Source organism: Arthrobacter sp. AOP36-C1-22 (assembly GCF_052377515.1).
In the GTDB taxonomy this organism is placed as follows: domain Bacteria; phylum Actinomycetota; class Actinomycetes; order Actinomycetales; family Micrococcaceae; genus Arthrobacter_H.
Genome location: NZ_JBQSWW010000006.1, coordinates 26,505 through 45,016, shown reverse-complemented (window position 1 = coordinate 45,016; position 18,512 = coordinate 26,505). Strand labels below are relative to the sequence as shown.

General features: G+C 63.3%; 13 protein-coding genes. 4 read left to right on the top strand and 9 right to left on the bottom strand.

Annotation, left to right across the window (positions count from 1 at the left end; translation table 11 throughout):
• Positions 1-92 precede the first annotated feature (92 nt).
• The 7 genes from ACT3S6_RS05125 to ACT3S6_RS05095 all read right to left on the bottom strand — a co-directional run bounded on the left by ACT3S6_RS05125 (position 93) and on the right by ACT3S6_RS05095 (position 9,568).
• Entirely contained in the window at positions 93-2,261 is a 2,169-nt protein-coding gene (locus ACT3S6_RS05125; RefSeq protein ID WP_443411455.1) for a heavy metal translocating P-type ATPase, read from the bottom strand.
• Entirely contained in the window at positions 2,258-3,163 is a 906-nt protein-coding gene (locus ACT3S6_RS05120; protein ID WP_444554136.1) for an NADP-dependent oxidoreductase, read from the bottom strand. Before ACT3S6_RS05120 ends, ACT3S6_RS05125 begins: the two co-directional genes overlap by 4 nt.
• Before the next feature lie 105 nt (positions 3,164-3,268).
• On the bottom strand, positions 3,269-5,275 hold the full coding sequence (locus tag ACT3S6_RS05115; protein WP_444554078.1) for a heavy metal translocating P-type ATPase: 2,007 nt from the start codon (positions 5,273-5,275) through the stop codon (positions 3,269-3,271).
• Positions 5,276-5,310: 35 nt separating this feature from the next.
• The gene (locus ACT3S6_RS05110) at positions 5,311-5,547 is read right to left on the bottom strand and encodes a heavy-metal-associated domain-containing protein (RefSeq protein WP_086996142.1); all 237 of its coding nucleotides are present in this window, start codon (positions 5,545-5,547) and stop codon (positions 5,311-5,313) included.
• 312 nt (positions 5,548-5,859) lie between these two features.
• A complete protein-coding gene (locus tag ACT3S6_RS05105) occupies positions 5,860-6,840 on the bottom strand; it encodes a nuclease-related domain-containing protein (protein ID WP_444554077.1) in 981 nt (326 codons plus the stop codon).
• 267 nt (positions 6,841-7,107) lie between these two features.
• Positions 7,108-7,776: a response regulator gene (locus ACT3S6_RS05100; protein ID WP_443346573.1), complete on the bottom strand. Its 669-nt coding sequence runs from the start codon at positions 7,774-7,776 to the stop codon at positions 7,108-7,110.
• Positions 7,742-9,568 carry an ATP-binding protein gene (locus ACT3S6_RS05095; RefSeq protein WP_444554076.1) on the bottom strand — a complete coding sequence of 609 codons (1,827 nt, stop codon included), beginning with the start codon at positions 9,566-9,568 and terminating at the stop codon, positions 7,742-7,744. Before ACT3S6_RS05095 ends, ACT3S6_RS05100 begins: the two co-directional genes overlap by 35 nt.
• A gap of 185 nt (positions 9,569-9,753) precedes the next feature.
• Here ACT3S6_RS05095 and ACT3S6_RS05090 point away from each other — a divergent pair, with 185 nt between their 5' ends.
• Genes ACT3S6_RS05090 through ACT3S6_RS05080 form a run of 3 tightly spaced genes read left to right on the top strand, consistent with a single transcriptional unit; the run spans position 9,754 to position 12,812 of the window.
• Positions 9,754-10,782 carry a Bug family tripartite tricarboxylate transporter substrate binding protein gene (locus ACT3S6_RS05090; RefSeq protein ID WP_444554075.1) on the top strand — a complete coding sequence of 343 codons (1,029 nt, stop codon included), beginning with the start codon at positions 9,754-9,756 and terminating at the stop codon, positions 10,780-10,782.
• Positions 10,779-11,291, top strand: a complete 513-nt coding sequence (locus tag ACT3S6_RS05085) for a tripartite tricarboxylate transporter TctB family protein (protein WP_086996157.1) — start codon at positions 10,779-10,781, stop codon at positions 11,289-11,291. The genes ACT3S6_RS05090 and ACT3S6_RS05085 overlap by 4 nt, the downstream gene beginning before the upstream one ends.
• Before the next feature lie 6 nt (positions 11,292-11,297).
• Complete coding sequence (locus ACT3S6_RS05080) at positions 11,298-12,812, top strand: tripartite tricarboxylate transporter permease (protein ID WP_086996160.1); 1,515 nt, start codon at positions 11,298-11,300, stop codon at positions 12,810-12,812.
• 130 nt (positions 12,813-12,942) lie between these two features.
• Here ACT3S6_RS05080 and ACT3S6_RS05075 read toward each other — a convergent pair whose 3' ends face one another.
• Together ACT3S6_RS05075 and ACT3S6_RS05070 are read right to left on the bottom strand one after the other, a co-directional pair.
• Positions 12,943-14,307 (bottom strand): D-arabinono-1,4-lactone oxidase, encoded by a 1,365-nt coding sequence (locus tag ACT3S6_RS05075; protein ID WP_444554074.1) that lies wholly within the window; start codon positions 14,305-14,307, stop codon positions 12,943-12,945.
• Positions 14,308-15,552, bottom strand: coding sequence for an alanine racemase (locus ACT3S6_RS05070; RefSeq protein ID WP_444554073.1), 1,245 nt, complete (start codon positions 15,550-15,552; stop codon positions 14,308-14,310).
• Between the two features lie 293 nt (positions 15,553-15,845).
• On the opposite strand from ACT3S6_RS05070, the gene ACT3S6_RS05065 reads away from it, so the two are divergent.
• Entirely contained in the window at positions 15,846-18,467 is a 2,622-nt protein-coding gene (locus ACT3S6_RS05065) for a HelD family protein (RefSeq protein ID WP_444554072.1), read from the top strand.
• Positions 18,468-18,512 lie beyond the last annotated feature (45 nt).

The window sequence follows — 18,512 nt, the reverse complement described above, 5'->3', positions numbered from 1 at the left end:
GTGATTCCATTCCACCGCAACCTGGCCCGGACCGCCTTGATGTGGGTCAAGGCGGTCCGGGCGGATCGATCGGCGCCATCGCCACCCGGCCGTCACCGGTCGGATCGGGTGCCGGCGACTCTCTCCGGGGCCAGTTCCACGCGACGGAGCAACTGGGCGTTCAGCGCCACGATGATCGTGGACAACGACATCAGGACCGCCCCGACCGCGGGGGAGAGGACGAACCCGATGGGTGCCAGGACACCGGCGGCCAGCGGGACCGCGATGATGTTGTAGCCTCCGGCCCACCACAGGTTCTGCAGCATCTTGGCGTAGCTGGCCCGGGAGAGCACCAGCAGGGACACCACCGAGCGCGGGTCGTTACCCGCCAGGACCACGCCGGCGGATTCCACGGCGATGTCGGTCCCGGCGCCAATCGCGATGCCCACCTCGGCGCGGGCCAGGGCCGGGGCGTCGTTGACGCCGTCACCGACCATGGCCACGCTGAGGCCCCGCTGCTGAAGTTCGGTGACCTTCGCGTCCTTATCGCGTGGCAGGACCTCGGCGAACACCTCGTCGATACCCAGATCCCGGGCCACGGCATCGGCCACCTGCTGGGCGTCGCCGGTGATCAGCGCGACCTTCACCCCATGTGAGCGCAAGGCGTCGACCGCTTCGCGTGACTCCTGCCGAACCCGGTCCTCCAGCGCGATGGCGCCCAAGACCACCCGGTCCCGGACCACATGCAGGATGGAGGCTCCCCGGTCGATCCATCCGGCGACGTCTTCACGTAGCTCGGGGGTGGGTTCCAGCCCCAACTCGCGCAGCATGTTGGGCCCGCCGACCATCACCTCGACGCCGTCGACCTCGGCCTTCACCCCGCGACCGGCAGCGGCCTGGAAGTTCGTCGCCGTCAGCGAAGAGCCGGATCCGGGGCCAGCTGCCTCGGCGGCCGTGGTGATGGCCCGGGCCACGGGGTGCTCGGATTCGGATTCGGCCGCGGCAGCCCACCGCAGCAGTTCGTCCTCGGAAATGCCGCCGGTGGTGGCGGTGCCGGTGACGGCGTGGGCGCCCTCGGTGAGGGTGCCGGTCTTATCGAAGAGCACGACGTCGACGGTGCGCATCTTCTCCAACGCCAGCCGGTTCTTGATCAGGACCCCGGCCGTCGCTGCCCGCTCGGTGGAAATGGCGATGACCAAGGGGATCGCCAAACCCAGGGCGTGCGGGCAGGCAATGACCAGGACGGTGACGGTGCGGGTGACCGCATCGGAGGGCTGGCCGATCGCCACCCAGACGATCGCGGTGATGATCGCGGCCCCCAGTGCGAACCAGAACAGCAAGGCAGCGGCACGGTCGGCCAGGGCCTGGGCGCGGGAGGTGGACTCCTGGGCCTCGGAGACCATCCGTTGGATCCCCGAGAGGGTCGTATCCTCGCCGGTGGCCTCGATGCGCAGGCGCACGGAATTATCGGTGGCGACCGTCCCGGCAACGACTGTCTCACCCGATCCGCGGGCCACTGTGCTGGATTCGCCGGTGATCATCGACTCGTCGAAACCGGCACTGCCGTCGGTGATGACGCCGTCGGCCGGCACCCGGCCCCCGGAGCGCACCAGGACGATGTCCCCTACCGCCAGTTCCGAGATGGACACCGTGACGGGGTCTCCACCGTCCTCGGGAATCCGCTCCGCCTCGTCGGGGAGCAGCTCGGCGAGGGCATCCAGGGCGGAGGAGGCCGAACCGAGGGCTCGCATCTCCATCCAGTGGCCCAGGAGCATCACGACCACCAGCAGGGCCAGTTCCCACCAGAAGTCCAGGCTGAAGCCGCCGAGGCCCAGGAAGGTGATCCAGGAGGCAAGGAAGGCCACCGTGATGGCCATGGCGATCAGCAGCATCATGCCCGGCTGGCGGGATCGGATTTCCTGGAGGCCGCCCTTCAGGAACGGGGCGCCGCCGTAGAAGTAGATGAACGTCCCCAGGACCGGGGCGATCCACCCTGAGAGCGGAAACTCGGGAACCTGGTAGCCCAGCAGGGACGCGACCAGCGGGCTGAGCCAGACCACCGGAATGGACAGGACCAGAGTGACCCAGAAGGGAGTCCGGAACATGCCCACCCCATGCCCGGCATGGCCCTCGTGCCCACCATGCCCGCCGTGACCGTCATGGTGGTCGTGGTGGGCGTCATCCCCTGGCGGGTGCGTATGCTCCTGCGCCATCGTCTGCCCGGACCGGGGTGGGTCTCCGTGCCCTGGATGGTCCAGGTGTTCGTCGCGCGGTTCGGTCATGGTTCAACAACCACCTTTCCTGCCAGGTGGCCGGTCTCGACGGCGGCCATGGCCTCCTGTGCATCGGTCAGGGGGAAGCGTGCGCGAACGTGTGGGTCGACGAGCCCGTATTTGATGACGTCGGTGATCTTCTCCAGTGCCTCGGTGGTCCGCACCACGGCGGCGCCACCGAGCTCCTGGACCGTGGCCTCTTCGACGGTGGAGATGACGTTCTGCGGGCTCTTCGCCAACGGCGCCATGTCCCGCAGCGGCCGGCCGCCCACCAGATCCACGATCAGGTCCACACCTTCCGGGGCCACCCGGCGCACCCGATCGGCGGCTCCGTCGCCTGATTCGATGAACGTGGCGCCGGTGGACTCCACCAGCTTCTGGTCAGCAATACCGGCCACACCGATCACGGTGAATTCGTGGACCTTGCCGATCTGGGCGGCCATCAGCCCGATGCCCCCGGCGGCTCCCAAGAGCAGCAGGCTCTGCCCGGGTTCCAGTTCGACCTGGTGGGTGACATCGTAGGCCGTGGCGCCGGCCACCGGGATGGTGGCCGCGTCGGCGAAGGAGATCTCCTCGGGTTTCCCCACGGTCTTCGAAGCCGTCAGCACCGTGTGCTGGGCGAAACCACCATGGCCCTCAGCCACCAGGCCGAGCACTTCGTCTCCGACGGTGAAATCCTCCACCCCGTCCCCGACGGCGGTGACCACACCGGAGGCCTCAAGCCCCAGCGGTGCCGGGAGCTGCCCGTTCTCGCCCAGCAGACCTTCGCGAAGCTTCCAGTCGGCAGGGTTCACTCCAGCTGCTTGCACCTCGATCGCCACCTCGCCGGGACCCGGAGCCGGGCTCTGGCGGTCGATGAGTTCCTGGGTTTCGGGTCCGCCGTAGTCGTTGAAAACCAGTGCCGTGGACATCTGAATTCCTCCTGCCGTGCTCATGAAAATTAGTTGATTCTGTTCAGGCGCCGGCCCCGCGGGTACCCCCGCGGTCGGCGCTTCCTTGAGGTGTTGCTGCGGCGCCTAGGCGTCGACTGCCTCGGACGCCTCGCGCTTGGCCGGGGTGCGCAGGGCCTTCGACATCGACGTCGCCCCCTGGGCGTTGCGCATTAAGCGCATCGCGTTGAGGATGACCACCAGCACGGAGCCCTCGTGGACGAGCATGCCCAGTGACATGGTCACCCCACCGGCGAAGACGCCAGCCACCAGCAGCACCACGGTGATCAGCGAGATCGCGATGTTCTGCTTCATCACGTTCACCGTCCGCTTGGCCAGACTAATGGATTCGGGCAGCTTGAGCAGATTGTCACCCATCAGGGCGATATCCGCCGTCTCCACGGCCACCGCCGAACCGGCGGCTCCCATGGCCACACCGATATCGGCGATCGCCAAGGCCGGGGCGTCATTCACCCCGTCACCGACCATGGCCACCGTATGCCCCTCGCGCTGCAGCTTCGCCACCGCGTCGAGCTTGTCCTCGGGCAGCATGGACGCATGGATCTCGTCGATGCCGGTGGCCTGGCCGATGGACTCGGCCACCAACCGCGTGTCGCCGGTGAGCATGACGACCTTCTTCACGCCGGCAGCGTGCAACCGGGCCACCATCTCGGCGGAGTCCTCGCGGATCTGGTCGGCGACGGCGACGACGCCGTTCACCCGGCCATCGACCGCGACGATCATCGGGGTCTTGCCCGCCGCGGCGAGTTGCTCGGCCGCATCGGAGGATCCGGCGTCGTTGGTGATGCCGTATTGCTCCAGCAACGCCGGGTTGCCGATCAGTACCCGCTGGCCGTCCACGTCGGACACGATGCCCTTGCCGGGAACCGGAGTCACCGCCCCGGGGATGCCCTCGGGGCCCACGCCTTCGTCGCGGGCGGAGTCCATGATGGTGCGGGCGAGTGGGTGCTCGGAACCGGCCTCGGCGGCAGCGGCCCACCGCAGCACCTCGGTGCGATCCAGTGCCGGATCCAGGACGACGACATCGGTCAGTTGTGGCCGACCCTCGGTGAGGGTACCGGTCTTGTCCACGGCAACCGCCGAGATCTTCGCGGAGGTCTCCAGATATTCGCCACCCTTGATGAGGATGCCGTTGCGGGCGGCGCGGCCGATGCCGGCGACGATCGCGACGGGGATGGAGATGACCAGGGCGCCGGGGCAGCCGATGACCAAAAGGGTCAGGGCCAACACCACGTCGCCGCTGATGAGGCCTGCGACCAGGGCCAGGACCATGACGCCGGGGGTGTACCAGGAGGAGAAGCGGTTCATGAAGGCCTGGGTCTTGGCCTTGGCGTCCTGGGCCTCCTCCACGCGGTGGATGATGCGGGCCAGGGTGGTGTCCGCGCCGATGCCCGTGGCCAGAACCTGCAGGAATCCGCCGCGGGAGACGGTTCCGGCGAAGACATGATCCGATGTGGTCTTCTCCACCGGGAGCGATTCCCCGGTGATGGAGGCTTCGTCGATGGCACCGGTACCCGAGACGACCTGGCCGTCCACGGGGATCTTCGCGCCGTTCTTCACCAGCACGATCTCGCCCATCCGGACCTGGTGGGCGGGAACCTCCCGCTGTTCACCATCGCGCAACACGATGGCGACGTCGGGGGCGACGGCGACCAGTTCGGCCAGTGCCGAACGGGTCTTGTTCATGGTGGCCGCCTCGAGGGCATGGCCGATGGCGAACAGGAAGGTGACGGCTGCGGCTTCCCAGAAGTTGCCGATGATGACGGCGCCGATCGCGGCGATCGAGACGAGCAGGTCGATGCCGATGAGCTTGGCGGTCAGCGCCCGGACGCCCTTGATGACGATGTTGTAGCCGGCGACGACGGCGGCGGCGAGCATGAAGGTGTCCGCCAAGGTGAATACCTCGGCGGTGCTGGTGGCGTGTTCACCGGCGTCGATCCACCATTGCGGACTGACCGCACGATTCCACATTCCGGCGCCGAGGTACTGCAGGGCGAAGGACATGAGGATGAGGATGCCGGAGGCGACCGGGATGGACCAGCTACCGTGAAGCCATTTCTGGAACCTGTTCACCGTGGCACAACCTTTCTGCTCGAGGGGGAGTCTGGCTAGAAGGCCGAGGGGGCGGCCTGGTAGCCGGCCTTGGCGATCACGGCGACGATGTCGTCGACGCTGGTCTTGCTCTCATCGTGGTCAACCTCGATGCGGGCTGAGGCGAAGTGGACCTTCACGTTCTCCACGCCGGTGAGCTTGCCGACCTGCTTTTCGATCTTGCTGACGCAGGAGGGGCAGGAGAAGCCCTCTGCGCGGAGGAGGGTGTGGGTGGTGGTTCCGGCGGTGGTCATTTTGGTGACTCCCTTCGTCTGTGATGCGCTGGCGATCTGCCAGTGCCCGGCGCCGGTGGGGGCGCCGAAGTCTGTGTTGATGCTTTGAGACTATCCAGCGACGGTTCGCGGTTCCTTGACGTGGGTCAATTCCGCTAAGTGGGCTTGTGAACGGGCACTTACCGTCCGCAGTCCGCAGACGTCGAGGCTGTCAACGCTGTCCAAATGGTTGGTGCTCTTGAAGAGGCCACCCCGACAGACGTGCCGGTGACGGCTGTGTTCATCAAGGCAGTACGCCAGCGATCAGAAGCGAATAGAACACCCCGGCTTGATTTAGTCGGACCGCTGTTGTGAACGTTGGGCGTTCAACTGCTGTGTCGGCAGGAGAGGCTTACCCCAACGTTCCTTATACTGCCCAAAACCGACGATGTCGGCTCCGTACTCCTTCAATACGGTTCCGATTCGACTGGTCTGGACGGGAACTTTCTGGGAGTGGCGGTCCTGCAAAATGCTGCCGATGACAGAATGCAGCTCCTGTGATCCAGCAGCGATTCTTGTTGGGGTGCGACCGTTGGCGGCGCATGTTCGCCCTCCTTCGAAATGGAAGTCTGGATGCGAGTAGAAAACCGAGGTCTCGATCCATGGACTGTCTTCTAGCTTCGACATGAAGAAATCGCGAAGCCGCATGGCCTGTTTTCGAACTTGGCGGCACGGGGCGTCAGGCTGTGGATGAGTCCGCACGGTCAGGAGAGTTCTCGCGCTGCTGTCTGGCACGATTTGCACGGCGAAGTGATCTTGGAGGTCGGATTCATCAACCAGATGCTGGAAGTGGGGGCTCACCGCGCTGGGGTGCTTATCGGCAAAAACGAGGCCTTTCCAGCGCTTGTTCTCGATGATCAGGACGAATGAGTCGGTGACAAGAACATGGTCGATTTGTGCCGCAAAGTGTTCGGTCTTGCTAGTCGCCGACGGGTCAAAGACCACGTTGGTTGCAAGGAATCCGCTGACGGACAGGGACCGGCAAATACTGACGATGGCATTTCGGGATGCCAGGTCCCATTTCATGCCTTTTCGGAAGAACTCTCGCGCGTCATCCAGCTGTCGCTTCAGAAGTTCGTTGCTGGATTCGCTCTCGGTGATCTTGGCGTTGTGAAGCTCATTCAGCCGCATCACATCGTTCTCGTGGCTTGAGGCAAGTGACCGTTCTAGCCGATCGCGCTCAGCCGCAGACTGCTTCCGCGTTGTCTGAAGGGACTGACCCAGACGATCCCGCTCGTTCGCATGGACGAGATGATCCTGGGTCCGTTGCGCCATGGCACTCGCCAAGTCCCGTTTATGCCGCCGAGCAGTTAAAATGAATAGGCCGACTAAGACAATGACGGCTAGGACGAGGAACCAGATCAACGTTGACAGCATGGGAACAGTACAACACGAGGACACCCACGGTTTGGCCGCTACTCCGTTCGCAGCGCGAGCCGCAGATACGGATTTAGAAGCGTCCCCCTTGAACCAGTTTCGTAACTGACCCCCGTGAGCCGTTCGAACTCCGGGGAGAGTCGGATCAACACGAAGTGGGGATCCTCAGAGGCCAAAATCACTCCGGGCATAGCGGTGTTCGGGACGCCCGGTGTTCCCATACTGCAAATGGATCTCGGCTGTTCCGTCTTCCACCAGCGCGGAGAGGTACCGCTGGGCGGTGGCCCGGGAAACGCCGACTTGTTGGGCCACGGCGATGGTGGAACATTGCCGGCCGGGTTCCAACGCCTCCAGCACGGCAGCCTCCGTTGCACTCCGTGCGTGGCTGGGCCCTGCTCCCATGGTGGGGCTCAAGGAACGGATGGCGCGTTCAATCGTGTCCTGATCAACACCCTGATTTCCTGTCAGGAGGCGCCGATAGCGCGCGTAGCCGCGGAGCCGTTGACTCAACTGCTCGGCGGCAAAGGGCTTGATCAAATACCCGATGGCACCGCGACGTATCGCCTGCCGCACGGAGGATGCCTCCGCTGCGGCGCTGAGGATGAAGACATCGGTGTCCAGCGTCTGTAGGAGGTCCAGGCCCAGAGCATCCGGAAGGTAGACGTCCAGCAACACGAGATCGGGATGTTGGGCGGCTACAGCCAGCCGTGCCTGATCCGCGGTTCCGACGGGGTCCAAAGCGGTGAACCCGGGAACCGTATTCACGTAGGTGGCGTGGAGCTTGGCCACATGGAAGTCATCATCGACGATGAGTACGCGCAGATCCTTGCTCATGCCATCCTTCCAACGGTGGGGTCTTCTTATGCTCCACGGTACCGGGAAGCCGAGCACAGAACACGGCTCCCGGGCCGCCCGGGCTACCCTCCTCGGCAAGCCAGACTTCTCCGCCGCGGTCGCGGGCGATCTGCCGGCATAAGGGGAGCCCGACCCCCTGCCCATGCGTCGCCAGGGGAGTGGACGCCGCCGTCGTGAAGTCCCCCTCGAAAATACGTTCTGCCTCTGCCGTGCCGTCGCCGGAGTCCGCCACCACCAAATGGAGTGTCCCGCCGTCGTCCGTCAGCTCGTCAAGGACCTCCACTTCGACCCAGCGTTCCGCGTTGCTGCCGTGCACGGCAGCATGGATGGCATTGTCGATGAGGTTGCCAATGACCGTCGTGACGTCATGGGCCGCCGTCACCCGGCCGCGCACGTTCGTCTCCGGTCCGATGCGCAGGTGAATGCCACGTTCGGCGGCTTCAACGCTTTTCGCGCCGATGAAGGCCCGCAGATATTGGTCCGTGAGCAGTTCCGCCTGTTCCATGGGGAATTTCAGCGGTCCGGTCGCGAGAATCCCGCCGACATACTCTTCCGCCTGCCGGTGTTCGCCAATGCCCAGCAGTCCGGAGACCGTGTGGAGTCGATTGGCGAATTCGTGCCGTTGTGCGCGCAGCGCCGTTGTCATGGCACTGACCGCCTGCAGCTGACGCGTGAGGGACTGCAGCTGAGTTCGGTCACGCAACATGATGACCGTCCCGAGGTCCTGGCCATGCCCCTGGCGCCGAACGGCCCGTGCGCTGAGGATCAACACCCGCGAATCGATCATTTGTTCAACTGAGGGGGACGTGGGGGCGGCTTCCTGCACCAGCCGCGAGAGAGAGCCCGGCAACCCTGCTTCGTCCAGCAGGCTGCCGACGGGATCCTCGTCGGCACCGAGCCCGAGAAGACTATGGGCCTCCGCGTTGAGTACGGTGATCCGGCCCTCCGCGGAAACACCAATGACCCCTTCGTCCACTCCCCGAAGGACCGCTTCCTGGTCCTGGACGAGGGCCGTGATTTCCTCGGGTTCCAACCCCAGCGTGAGTCGCCGCAACCGCCGTCCCAGTAGCCAGGATCCGAGGACGCCGATTCCCAGGGCGCTGATGGCCGTGAGCGCCACCGGGAGAATATCGCTGCGGAGGTTGGCCAGGATGTCGTCCATGGCGAACCCCACGCTGACTTCACCCACCACCGTGGTCTGCGAATCCGGGGCATAGATGGGGACCTTCGCGCGGGCTGATAAACCCAGGGTTCCGCGCTCTTGATTGGTGACTTCGTATCCGCTGAGCGCCTCCGTCGGATCGGTGCTGACCTTCTGTCCCAGTTGTTCGGGGTTGGGGTGGGTGAGCCGGATGCCTTCATCATCGGTGATCACCACGAACAGGGCACCGGTGCGGGCGCGGAGATCCTTCGCCAGCGGGACCAGGGGCCCGTTGGACAGCCTGCTATGTGGCACCTGGGCAATGTTGGCGGCAGTGAGCTCGGCGACTTCGGCGCGGACGTCGCTGAAGGCCGCAACGGTCCGGGCGACCGAGAGGGCCCGGTGCTCAGCTTCTTGGCCCAAATGCTGATAGGTCAGCCACCCATGCACCGAGGCGGTGACCACGACGACGAGGAAAACGACGGTGAGCTGCAGGAACAGGGTCTGGGCAGCAAAGTTCCGTCCCGGAAGGTGGACCCGCCAGGGTTTCCGCCGTGGCCGCGCAGGCTCATCCCGTGGGGGCGCGGCAGGGCGGCGGGTCTGGTCCACGGGTTCCGTGCGCGGGCTCATCGCACTCCCTCCTTGGGCTTGGATGGCGTGAACAGAATGAGCAGAAGCCATTCAACGAGCAGTATGCGCCGTATGTCGAACAAGCCTCCACAGTGATCTGGACCACTATAGCGTTGGCTTCGACACGTCAGCAGCAGTGGCTGCCGTGCCAACACATCGCACCCGCATCGAAGAGGACGAACACCATGAAGACACCGAAGAACGTCTCCAGAAAACGCCGGCTGGCCCAGTGGAGCGCACCATTCGCCGTGGGGTTGTTGGCACTGACCAGCTGCAGCGGAAGCAGCGGAAGTGGTAGCGGCGAGGCTGCTGACGACTACCCCACGGAAGCCATCGAAATCATGGCCCCTGCCGACCCGGGCGGTGGCTATGACATGACGGCCCGCTCGATCGGACGGGCACTGACCGAAGGCGGCGTGACCGACAACGGCAGCGAGGTCTACAACGTCCCGGGCGGTTCAGGGACGATCGGCCTGACACAGTTCGTCGGCGAAAATGCCGGCGACCCGCACCAGCTGATGGTCATCGGCAAGATCCTAGTCGGCGCCATCGAGCAAACCGATTCGCAGGTCGACCTGGGGAACACGACGCCGATTGCCCGCCTGACGGCCGAATATGAAGCCATTGCGGTGTCGGCTGATTCGAAGTATGAGACCTTTGAACAGCTGATGAAGGACTTCAAGGCCGATCCGGGCAGTATCGCTTGGGGTGGCGGCTCCGTGGGCGGTGTGGACCAGATCATGGTGGCCCAGTTGGCCGAAGCAGCCGATATCGACCCGGACAAGATCAACTACATCCCCTACTCCGGTGGCGGCGAGCTGACTCCGGCGATTCTTTCCGGAGATGTCACCGTTGCGGCCTCCGGCCTGGCCGAGTTCTCGGATCAGGTGGATGCCGGTGAGATGCGCTTGTTGGCAGTCTCCAGCGAGGAACCCATCGAGGGCGTTGAAGCCCCGACCGTCATCGATGCCGGGTACGACGTGTCCATCGCCAACTGGCGCGGCGTTGTTGCGCCTCCGGAAATCTCCGATGAGCAACGCAACGCCGTCGTCTCCTCCATCGAGGACATGCGGGATACCGACGAATGGCAGGAGACCCTCGAAACCAACAACTGGGAGGACTACCTGATGACCGGCGACGAATTCGGGGACTACCTTGAGCAGGAAGATAAGGACATCTCCAAGACCCTGAAGGATCTGGGGATCGTCGAGTGACCCAGGGCAGCACCGACTCCGCGCTTCTCTCGCGTGGGAAGTTCGGAACCAGGATCGCCGCCGCGGTGATAGTTATCGGCGCCTCGGTGGTCCTGGTCACGGCTTTCCAGATCGGTTCCAGAGGCGGATTCGGACCACAGAAACCAGGCTTCTTCCCCATCATCGTGGGTGTCGGTCTGGTGGTTTTCGGCTTGGCATTCCTGGTCAGGACGACGGTGAAACCAGACTATTCGTTGCGCGAGCAAGCCGACGAAGGGCACGCAGAGACGCGCTGGCGAACCCTCTGGACCGTCATCGTCTGTCTGGTCATCTACGCCGTCATCCTCAAGCCCGTGGGCTACATCCTGGCGACCGTCCTCTTCTTCTTCGCGGTTGCGTGGATTGGTGGAAGCCGCCAGTGGATCCGCGACATCATCGTCGCCGTCCTGTTTTCCGTCATCATCTACCTCGGCTTCACGGAATTGCTCGGCGTGCGGCTGCCAGCCGGACTATTGGAAGGGGTGGGCTAAGCACTCATGGATGCTTTCTCCGAACTGGCGAACGGCTTCGCCAATGCTTTTCAACTGCAGTACCTGCTCTTTGCCGCCGTCGGCGTCACCATCGGCACCCTGGTCGGTGTCCTGCCGGGAATCGGCCCCGCGCTGGCCCTGTCGCTGCTGCTGCCACTGACCTATGGCTTCGACCCCACCGGCGCCCTGATTATTTTCGCGGGAATCTACTACGGGTCCCTGTATGGCGGGGCCATCACGTCCATTCTGCTCAACACCCCGGGTGAGGCAGGCTCGGTGGCGACGGCGATCGACGGATACCCGATGGCCAAGGCCGGACGTGCCGGTCCTGCCTTGGCGACTGCAGTGATGGGCTCCTTCTTCGCCGGCATCATCTCCACCCTGGGTCTGACCTTCCTGGCACCAGTGGTGGCCAATCTCGCCAAGTCGTTCCAAGCCACCGACTACTTCGCCTTGATGGTGCTCGCCTTCGTCTCCGTGACCGCCCTGGTGGGAACCTCCATCATCCGGGGCATGATCAGTCTCTTCGCGGGACTCTTCGTCGGACTGATCGGACTGGACTTCCTGACCGGTCAACAGCGATTCACCTTCGGGGCCCCGGAACTGCTCGGTGGCGTCGATATCGTCGTCGTGGTGATTGGGCTCTTCGCGATCGGGGAGGCGCTCTACGGGCTGGCCCGACTCCAGGTGGCGAAGGAGGAAAAGGTCGAGTTCTCGGGTCGGATCTGGTTGAACAAAGCCGAACGCAAGCGGGTGTGGAAGCCCTGGATCCGCGGGGGATTCCTCGGCTTCATCTTCGGCTCCATGCCCACTGGCGGCTCCGAGGTGCCGACCTTCCTGTCCTATAACCTGGAAAAGCGGCTCTCCAAGCACAAGGACGAATTCGGCAAGGGGGCCATCGAAGGAATCGCCGGGCCGGAAGCAGCCAACAACGCATCCTTCTCAGGTGTTCTGGTGCCACTGCTGACGCTGGGCATCCCCACCTCGGCGACGGCAGCGATCATCCTGTCGGCCTTCCAGATCTACAACATCCAACCCGGGCCCCAGCTGTTCGAGACCTCGCCCGACCTGGTCTGGACGCTGATCGCCTCGTTGTTCATCGGCAACATCATGCTGCTGGTCATCAACCTGCCGTTGGTCAAAGTGTGGATCAAGATCCTGGAAATACCGAAGGAACTGCTGTTCTCCGGCATCCTCGTGTTCGGCGTCCTGGGGGTGTATTCCATCTCCAGCAGCCTGATCGACGTGTTGATCGTCTGCGCGATCGGCATCGCGGGCTTCTTCATGCGGGTCTACGACTTCCCCGTGGCCCCCGCCATCCTGGGGGCCATCCTCGGCCCCATGATGGAAACCCAAATGCGACGTGCGCTCTCGATCAGCCATGGTGACTTCTCGGTCTTCGCCACCCGTCCGCTCACCGTCGTGCTGCTGTTGATCGCCGTGGCCGTGCTGGTCCTGCCGTCAGTGCTGGCAAAAGTCCTTCCGAAGCGGAGCGACGCCGACAAGGTCGGTGCCGAGTAGAGCGGGCATTGATCGATAGCTGCGGCCGCACTGCCCACACCTGGCCGACCTCCAGATGTGGGCAGTGCGGTCAGTCGTTGAGTGCTCGCTATTTCGATGGAAGCACCGGGCAAGTAGGAATGGAGGCCAGTTAGGCTCCGAGCACGCGCCGTAAATAAGGATTCAGCAGCGTCCCCGTCGGGTCGGTTTCGTCCCGCACTGCGGTGAACCGGTCGAACTCAGGGTAGACGCCGGCCAGGTACTCGGCGTCGCGGGAGTGCAGCTTCCCCCAGTGTGGCCTGCCGCCGTGGGCGATGAACACCTGCTCGACGTGCTGCAGGAACTCCTGGTGCGGTTGCCGGGCATAGCGGTGGACCGCGAAGTACACCGACTGGCGTCCAGCCGAGGTTCCCATCCACGTGTCGTCCGCTGCCGACGTGCGCACCTCGATGGGGAAGCTGATCGGTTCCCGGTAGCCTTCGATCGCCGACTTGAGCTCGGCGACGACCTCGCCGAACGCCTCCAGCGGTAGCGAGTACTCCATCTCGCGGAACCTCACCCGTCGCGGAGTGACGAACACCTTATGGGGCACATCCGTGTAATCACGGGCAGCCAAGGTCTTCGCTGCGAGGCGGTTCAACGAGGGGATCAATGTCGGGACCTTGGCCCCGGCGGCACACATCAGCCCGTAGGCCCCGTTGCCCAGCAGTTCGTCGTCGAGCAGCCGGGACAGCGGGCTGACCGGGTGTCGCGGGGCATCGACCGGCAGCCGGGTGTTGGTCTTGGCCAACGCGGTCTCGGTATGGGGAAACCAATAGAACTCGAGATGGTCTTCGGCGGCGGAGCGTTCCAGGAATGATTCGACCATTCCCGCCAACGGTTCGGGCTTCTCGACGGCCCGCAGCTGGAACGCCGGCAAGCAAAGCAGCGTGGCTGCCAGCACCACGCCGATGGCCCCGAGTCCGACCCGTGCTGCCTGGAACAGCTCGGGTCGTTCGGTCGCCGAGCACTCGACGATCGACCCATCGGGCAGGGCGAGCCGCAGCCACGTCACCAGACCGGAGAACCCGGTGAACGCCAACCCGGTGCCATGGGTCGAGGTGGCCAGCGAGCCGGCCAGCGACTGGTGGTCGATATCGCCCATATTGGGCAACGCCAAGCCATGCGGGGCGAGTAGCTCCGCGACATTGAACAGCCGGGTCCCTCCGAGCAGGGTCGCCTTGCCGGTGGCCGGGTCCACGTGCTCGAGCCCTTGCATCCGGTCCAGGCTGACCAGGACTCCGTCGGTTGCTGCGATGTCGGTGAAAGAGTGTGCCCCTCCGACGACCTTCACTTGTCGCCCCTGAGCTGTGGCCCGGGCCAAGAGGGTGGCGACGTCGAATTCGGTGCGGGGGAGTACGACGGCCGAGGGCCGGCTCACCGCGCTGGCTGACCAGTTGCGCCAGGACCAGGCGCCACGGGTGAGTCGGGCCCCTGCGGGGATTCCGACGTCCTGCCGGATGGTTCGTGTTGCCATCTAGAGGAAGGCCTTTCCCTCGCCGCGGTAAGTGGGCCATTCGTCGATGATCTCGCCGTTGCTGTAAACGAGGACGGAGTTCAGTCGCTCCAGCGGTTCCCCGGCCTTGGCATGGCGGAAGAAGACCGGATCGCCCACGCTCAGCCCGGCAGCTGCGGGACCGGTGAGTGGTGTCTGGACCTCGCCCGGTCCCTCGGACGGGGCGTAGCGCAGGCCTTCGGGCCAGACCGGGACCGGCAATCGATCCTTACCCGGCGGGCCGGAGGCGATCCACCCGCCGCCGAGCACGGTGACCGTATCTGGCGCTGGGCGGCGTACGACGTCGAAGAGTAGGTGCAACGCCGGTGCCGGGCGGAAGCCCCGGTAGTGCTGGAAGAGTTCGGGCCCATAGAAGCCGCTGCCGGCGGCCACTTCAGTGACCGCGGCCTCGGCTGTGGTGGATTCGATGGAGCCGGTGCCACCACCATTGACGAATTCCAGATCGACGAGTTCACGCACCGCGGCAACGACCTCGGCCCGCCACTGGGCGATGTCCCGTTTCGACAGGGCCTGCAGTGCCCGGACTGCCAGCCCGCGGGGCGTGCGGGCACCGTCGGAGACCCCAGCGATTTGTCCCTCGTACATCATGATCCCGACGAGGTTCACGCCGGCGCGTTCGCAGGCGTGAACCATGGAGACTGCTTGTTCGACCGTGGTGATGGGGGAGCGCGCCGGACCGATTTTGAGCTTGGCGGCCAGCGAACCGGTGCGATGGCGCGCCGGAGCGTAGGAGGCGTCGATGTCCAGGCACACGCGGAACCGCGCTCCAGCGGGGATGTCGGCGGACCGGGCGACGTCACGAAGAATTGCCAGTTGCTCAGTGGAGTCGACCATGACGGTGACGTGTTCCCTGGCCTCCGACTGCAGAAGTTGCCTCAGCGCTTCGCGATCAGCCGTCGGATAGGCGACGAGGATATCCCGAATCCCGTTCTCGGCAAGCCAAAGTGCTTCCGGGAGGGTGAATGCCAGCACTCCGGAATACCCGGGCTCGGCTAAAGCCGCCTCAAGAGCGCCGCGTGCGCGCAGCGACTTGGAGGCGACACGGATTGTCGTTCCCGAGGCGCGGGCGGACATTGCCGCTGAGTTGGAACGGAAATTATCGAGGTCCAGCAGGGCCAACGGGCGGTTACCCCGACCCGCTTCGGGGAGAGCACGGACGTACCGCTGAAAGTAGGGCGCGGCCGCGAGGCCGTTGTGGATGGACATGCTCCCTGACGCTCCTGCCTTCATGAGTGCTTGTTCGGCTTGCTTGCACCGAGTCTAAGCGTATGGGCTTTTGCGGGGTGTCGAACCTGCTCGCGTGCCTAATATTTGCAGTTGCAACTCGGCGTTGAATTAGGACAGAACGCAACAATCTGGCCGAGGATCGGTTCTGGCCCTAGCTCTGCCGAATGTTTCCGGCTGCAAAGAGCGATATGCGATCCAGAGTGAATCGGATAGCTACTTGCCCGTTTATGCTCTGATTCGTTTGGTTGCAAACATCCGGCAACGAAAGCTGAATGTTGATGGCTGATTTGTCGGACTACAACGATACTTTTGAACTAACGAATGATAAGCGGCGAAGAAGGCGCCATAAATGGGGGAGCGGTCATATGACCATTGAAGAGTATGAGGGTGAGCTACTCGCCGAACAAGAGCATTTCGATATGGCGAGGATTTGCTACGACAGATCCCTGACTTTCGACAGTGCCAAGCAGTTGCAGGTCGGTACAGGGCCAGAACGCCGAGCCATGAAGAAGCATTTAGACTCCAGACAGTATCTGACAGATACGGACTCGGTGGCGTTCGGCCGGATGGACCTGGACGACGGAGACCAGTACTACGTTGGAAAAGTTGCAATCAGCGACGACCAACGCGAGAAACTCGTTATCAGCTGGAAATCGTCTATGGCGGAGAAGTTCTATCAGGCCACAACCGGAGAACGGCGTGGCCTCGTTCGCAAACGTGACTACCGGACGACGCGTAATCACATTGACGCATTCGCCGACAAAGTCTTCTCACAATTGGCAGCTGCGGTCGAAAGTCTAGACGACGAGATCGGGGCTGATGATTCCTTACTGCACAGTCTTGCCGTCGGCCGCACGGGCACCATGCATGACATCGTTCGCACCATTCAAGCGTCTCAAGACAAGCTTATGCGTAGTGACAAAGACCAACTGTTGGTCATCCAGGGTGGGCCAGGAACTGGTAAAACAGCAGTCGCATTGCATAGGGCTTCATGGCTTTTGTACACCTACAGAGACGAACTTCCTGCAGATGACATGTTGGTCGTGGGCCCAAATCCGGCATTCACGAAATACATTCAACAGGTCCTTCCATCCTTGGGAGATCAACGCGTCCGCCAAACGTCCATACAGGAACTCTTGGCCGGAGATACTGGAATCCGAGCTCATGAGCCAATCAACATCGCACGGGTAAAGGGCCTAGCCGAAATGGCAGATGTCATTGCCCGTGGCCTAGACGACAGAATCAAGGTCCCGTTGACCCCGTTACGCATTAGTCGACGAAACTCGGTGGCAACCATCAACATATTGCCAGAGACCGTCGAAGCAGATATCAGTCAACTGCGGTCCGAACCATACGGACGAGGACGGGACGAACTAAAAGCGCGTCTGTTGAGTCACTGCGCTAAGACCGGCGCGTTTCGTGCAGGACTGTCCGCAGTCCATGTCATGGATCCAACCTCGGTCGATGCTGCGGTGGACAGGATGTGGCCACGGCTCTCACCTGCACAATTTATTCGGGAATTGCTTGGTTCGAAACAGCGGCTCCGTTCGGCTGCCGGCGACTATCTGAGTACTGAGCAGATCGAACTGCTCTATCGGAGTACTGCCGATAGAGTTTCCGAGGAGCCGTGGACCATGGCTGATCTCGGGCTCATAGACGAGGCTGAGGGCTACATGTCCGAAGATGAGCCCCTCTGGGGGCACATCGTCATCGATGAGGCGCAGGACCTGACGCCGATGCAGTTATTTGCCCTTCGCCGGCGGTCCCGCAATGGGTCCATGACCCTCGTTGGTGATGTCGCACAATCAACCGGACCGTTCGCCCGCGACGACTGGACGGATGCAGTGAGTGCCTTGCGTTCTCGTTTGCCTGCAAAAGTTGAGGAACTAAGGCACGGGTACCGAGTTCCTAGGGAAGTTTTCGAAGTTGCCGCACGGTTGCTGCCCTTGGCGGCGCCGGGAACAACAGCTCCGACGATTGTACGAAGTGCGAACGCCCTTCCAGAGCTTTTCGACGTAGTCAGGGGACAGCTTGCCCGCGAAGTAGCGAAAGTTGCCAGTCACCACAGTTCAAAAGGACGATTCGTCGGTGTGATTGCACCGAAGGAATCTTGGGAACCACTACAGAATGCATTCACAGAGGCCGAGTTGAAGTGGAGCGATTCGAGCGCTGGGCAACTTGGATCGTCCATCAACCTGGTTACCCCGGAGGATTCGAAGGGCCTAGAATTTGATGCAGTCGTTGTGGTGGAACCGCAGAAAATTCTGGACCAGGACAATGGGGCTCGCCTGCTCTACATTGCGCTGACTAGAACTACTTCAAGACTGGACGTTCTGGCACCCGCGGGTGAGGTTCCACAGATTATTCGTGACGGATTCGAGAAGGTTACTCTCGTAGATGATCCTGTTGCTAGCCGTAAGCCACCCGTTCAGCCTGCTGCGGTGCGAGCCACAAGTTCAATTTCTGCCGCTACGGGGGGAGACGTCTCAGGGGACTCTCCGACAGACGCTGCTGACGACCACGATAGAAGCACCACCTCAAGTGCGGGATCACGATCGTCCAGCGCGCCGATCGAGACGACAACGTCGAGGGAGAGGCATGCGTCAGATGGATCGGGTGTTCCCTTACTGAGACCGCTGGAACAAGAGCTAGTGTCCCGAAACGCGGGATACTTGCTCGAGACCGTGCTTAAATTCTACGGTCCCGGAGTTCGCCGTGCAGTTCTTGAAGAAGTACTTCGGCGCCTACCCGCGTCCGGAGCAGCGGAGCCCCCAGAGGCTTCGGAGGAGGGCGCCCCTGGGAGAGTCCATGAATCTGACGGGCCACTCAAGCGACTTCATGAAACGTCAAGCAGCCGTGAAACTGAGGTTGACACTGTGGCTTCAGGAGAGTGACGTCGCGTACCTGCGGAGGGGACTGGGCTACGATCTGTAGCTGGG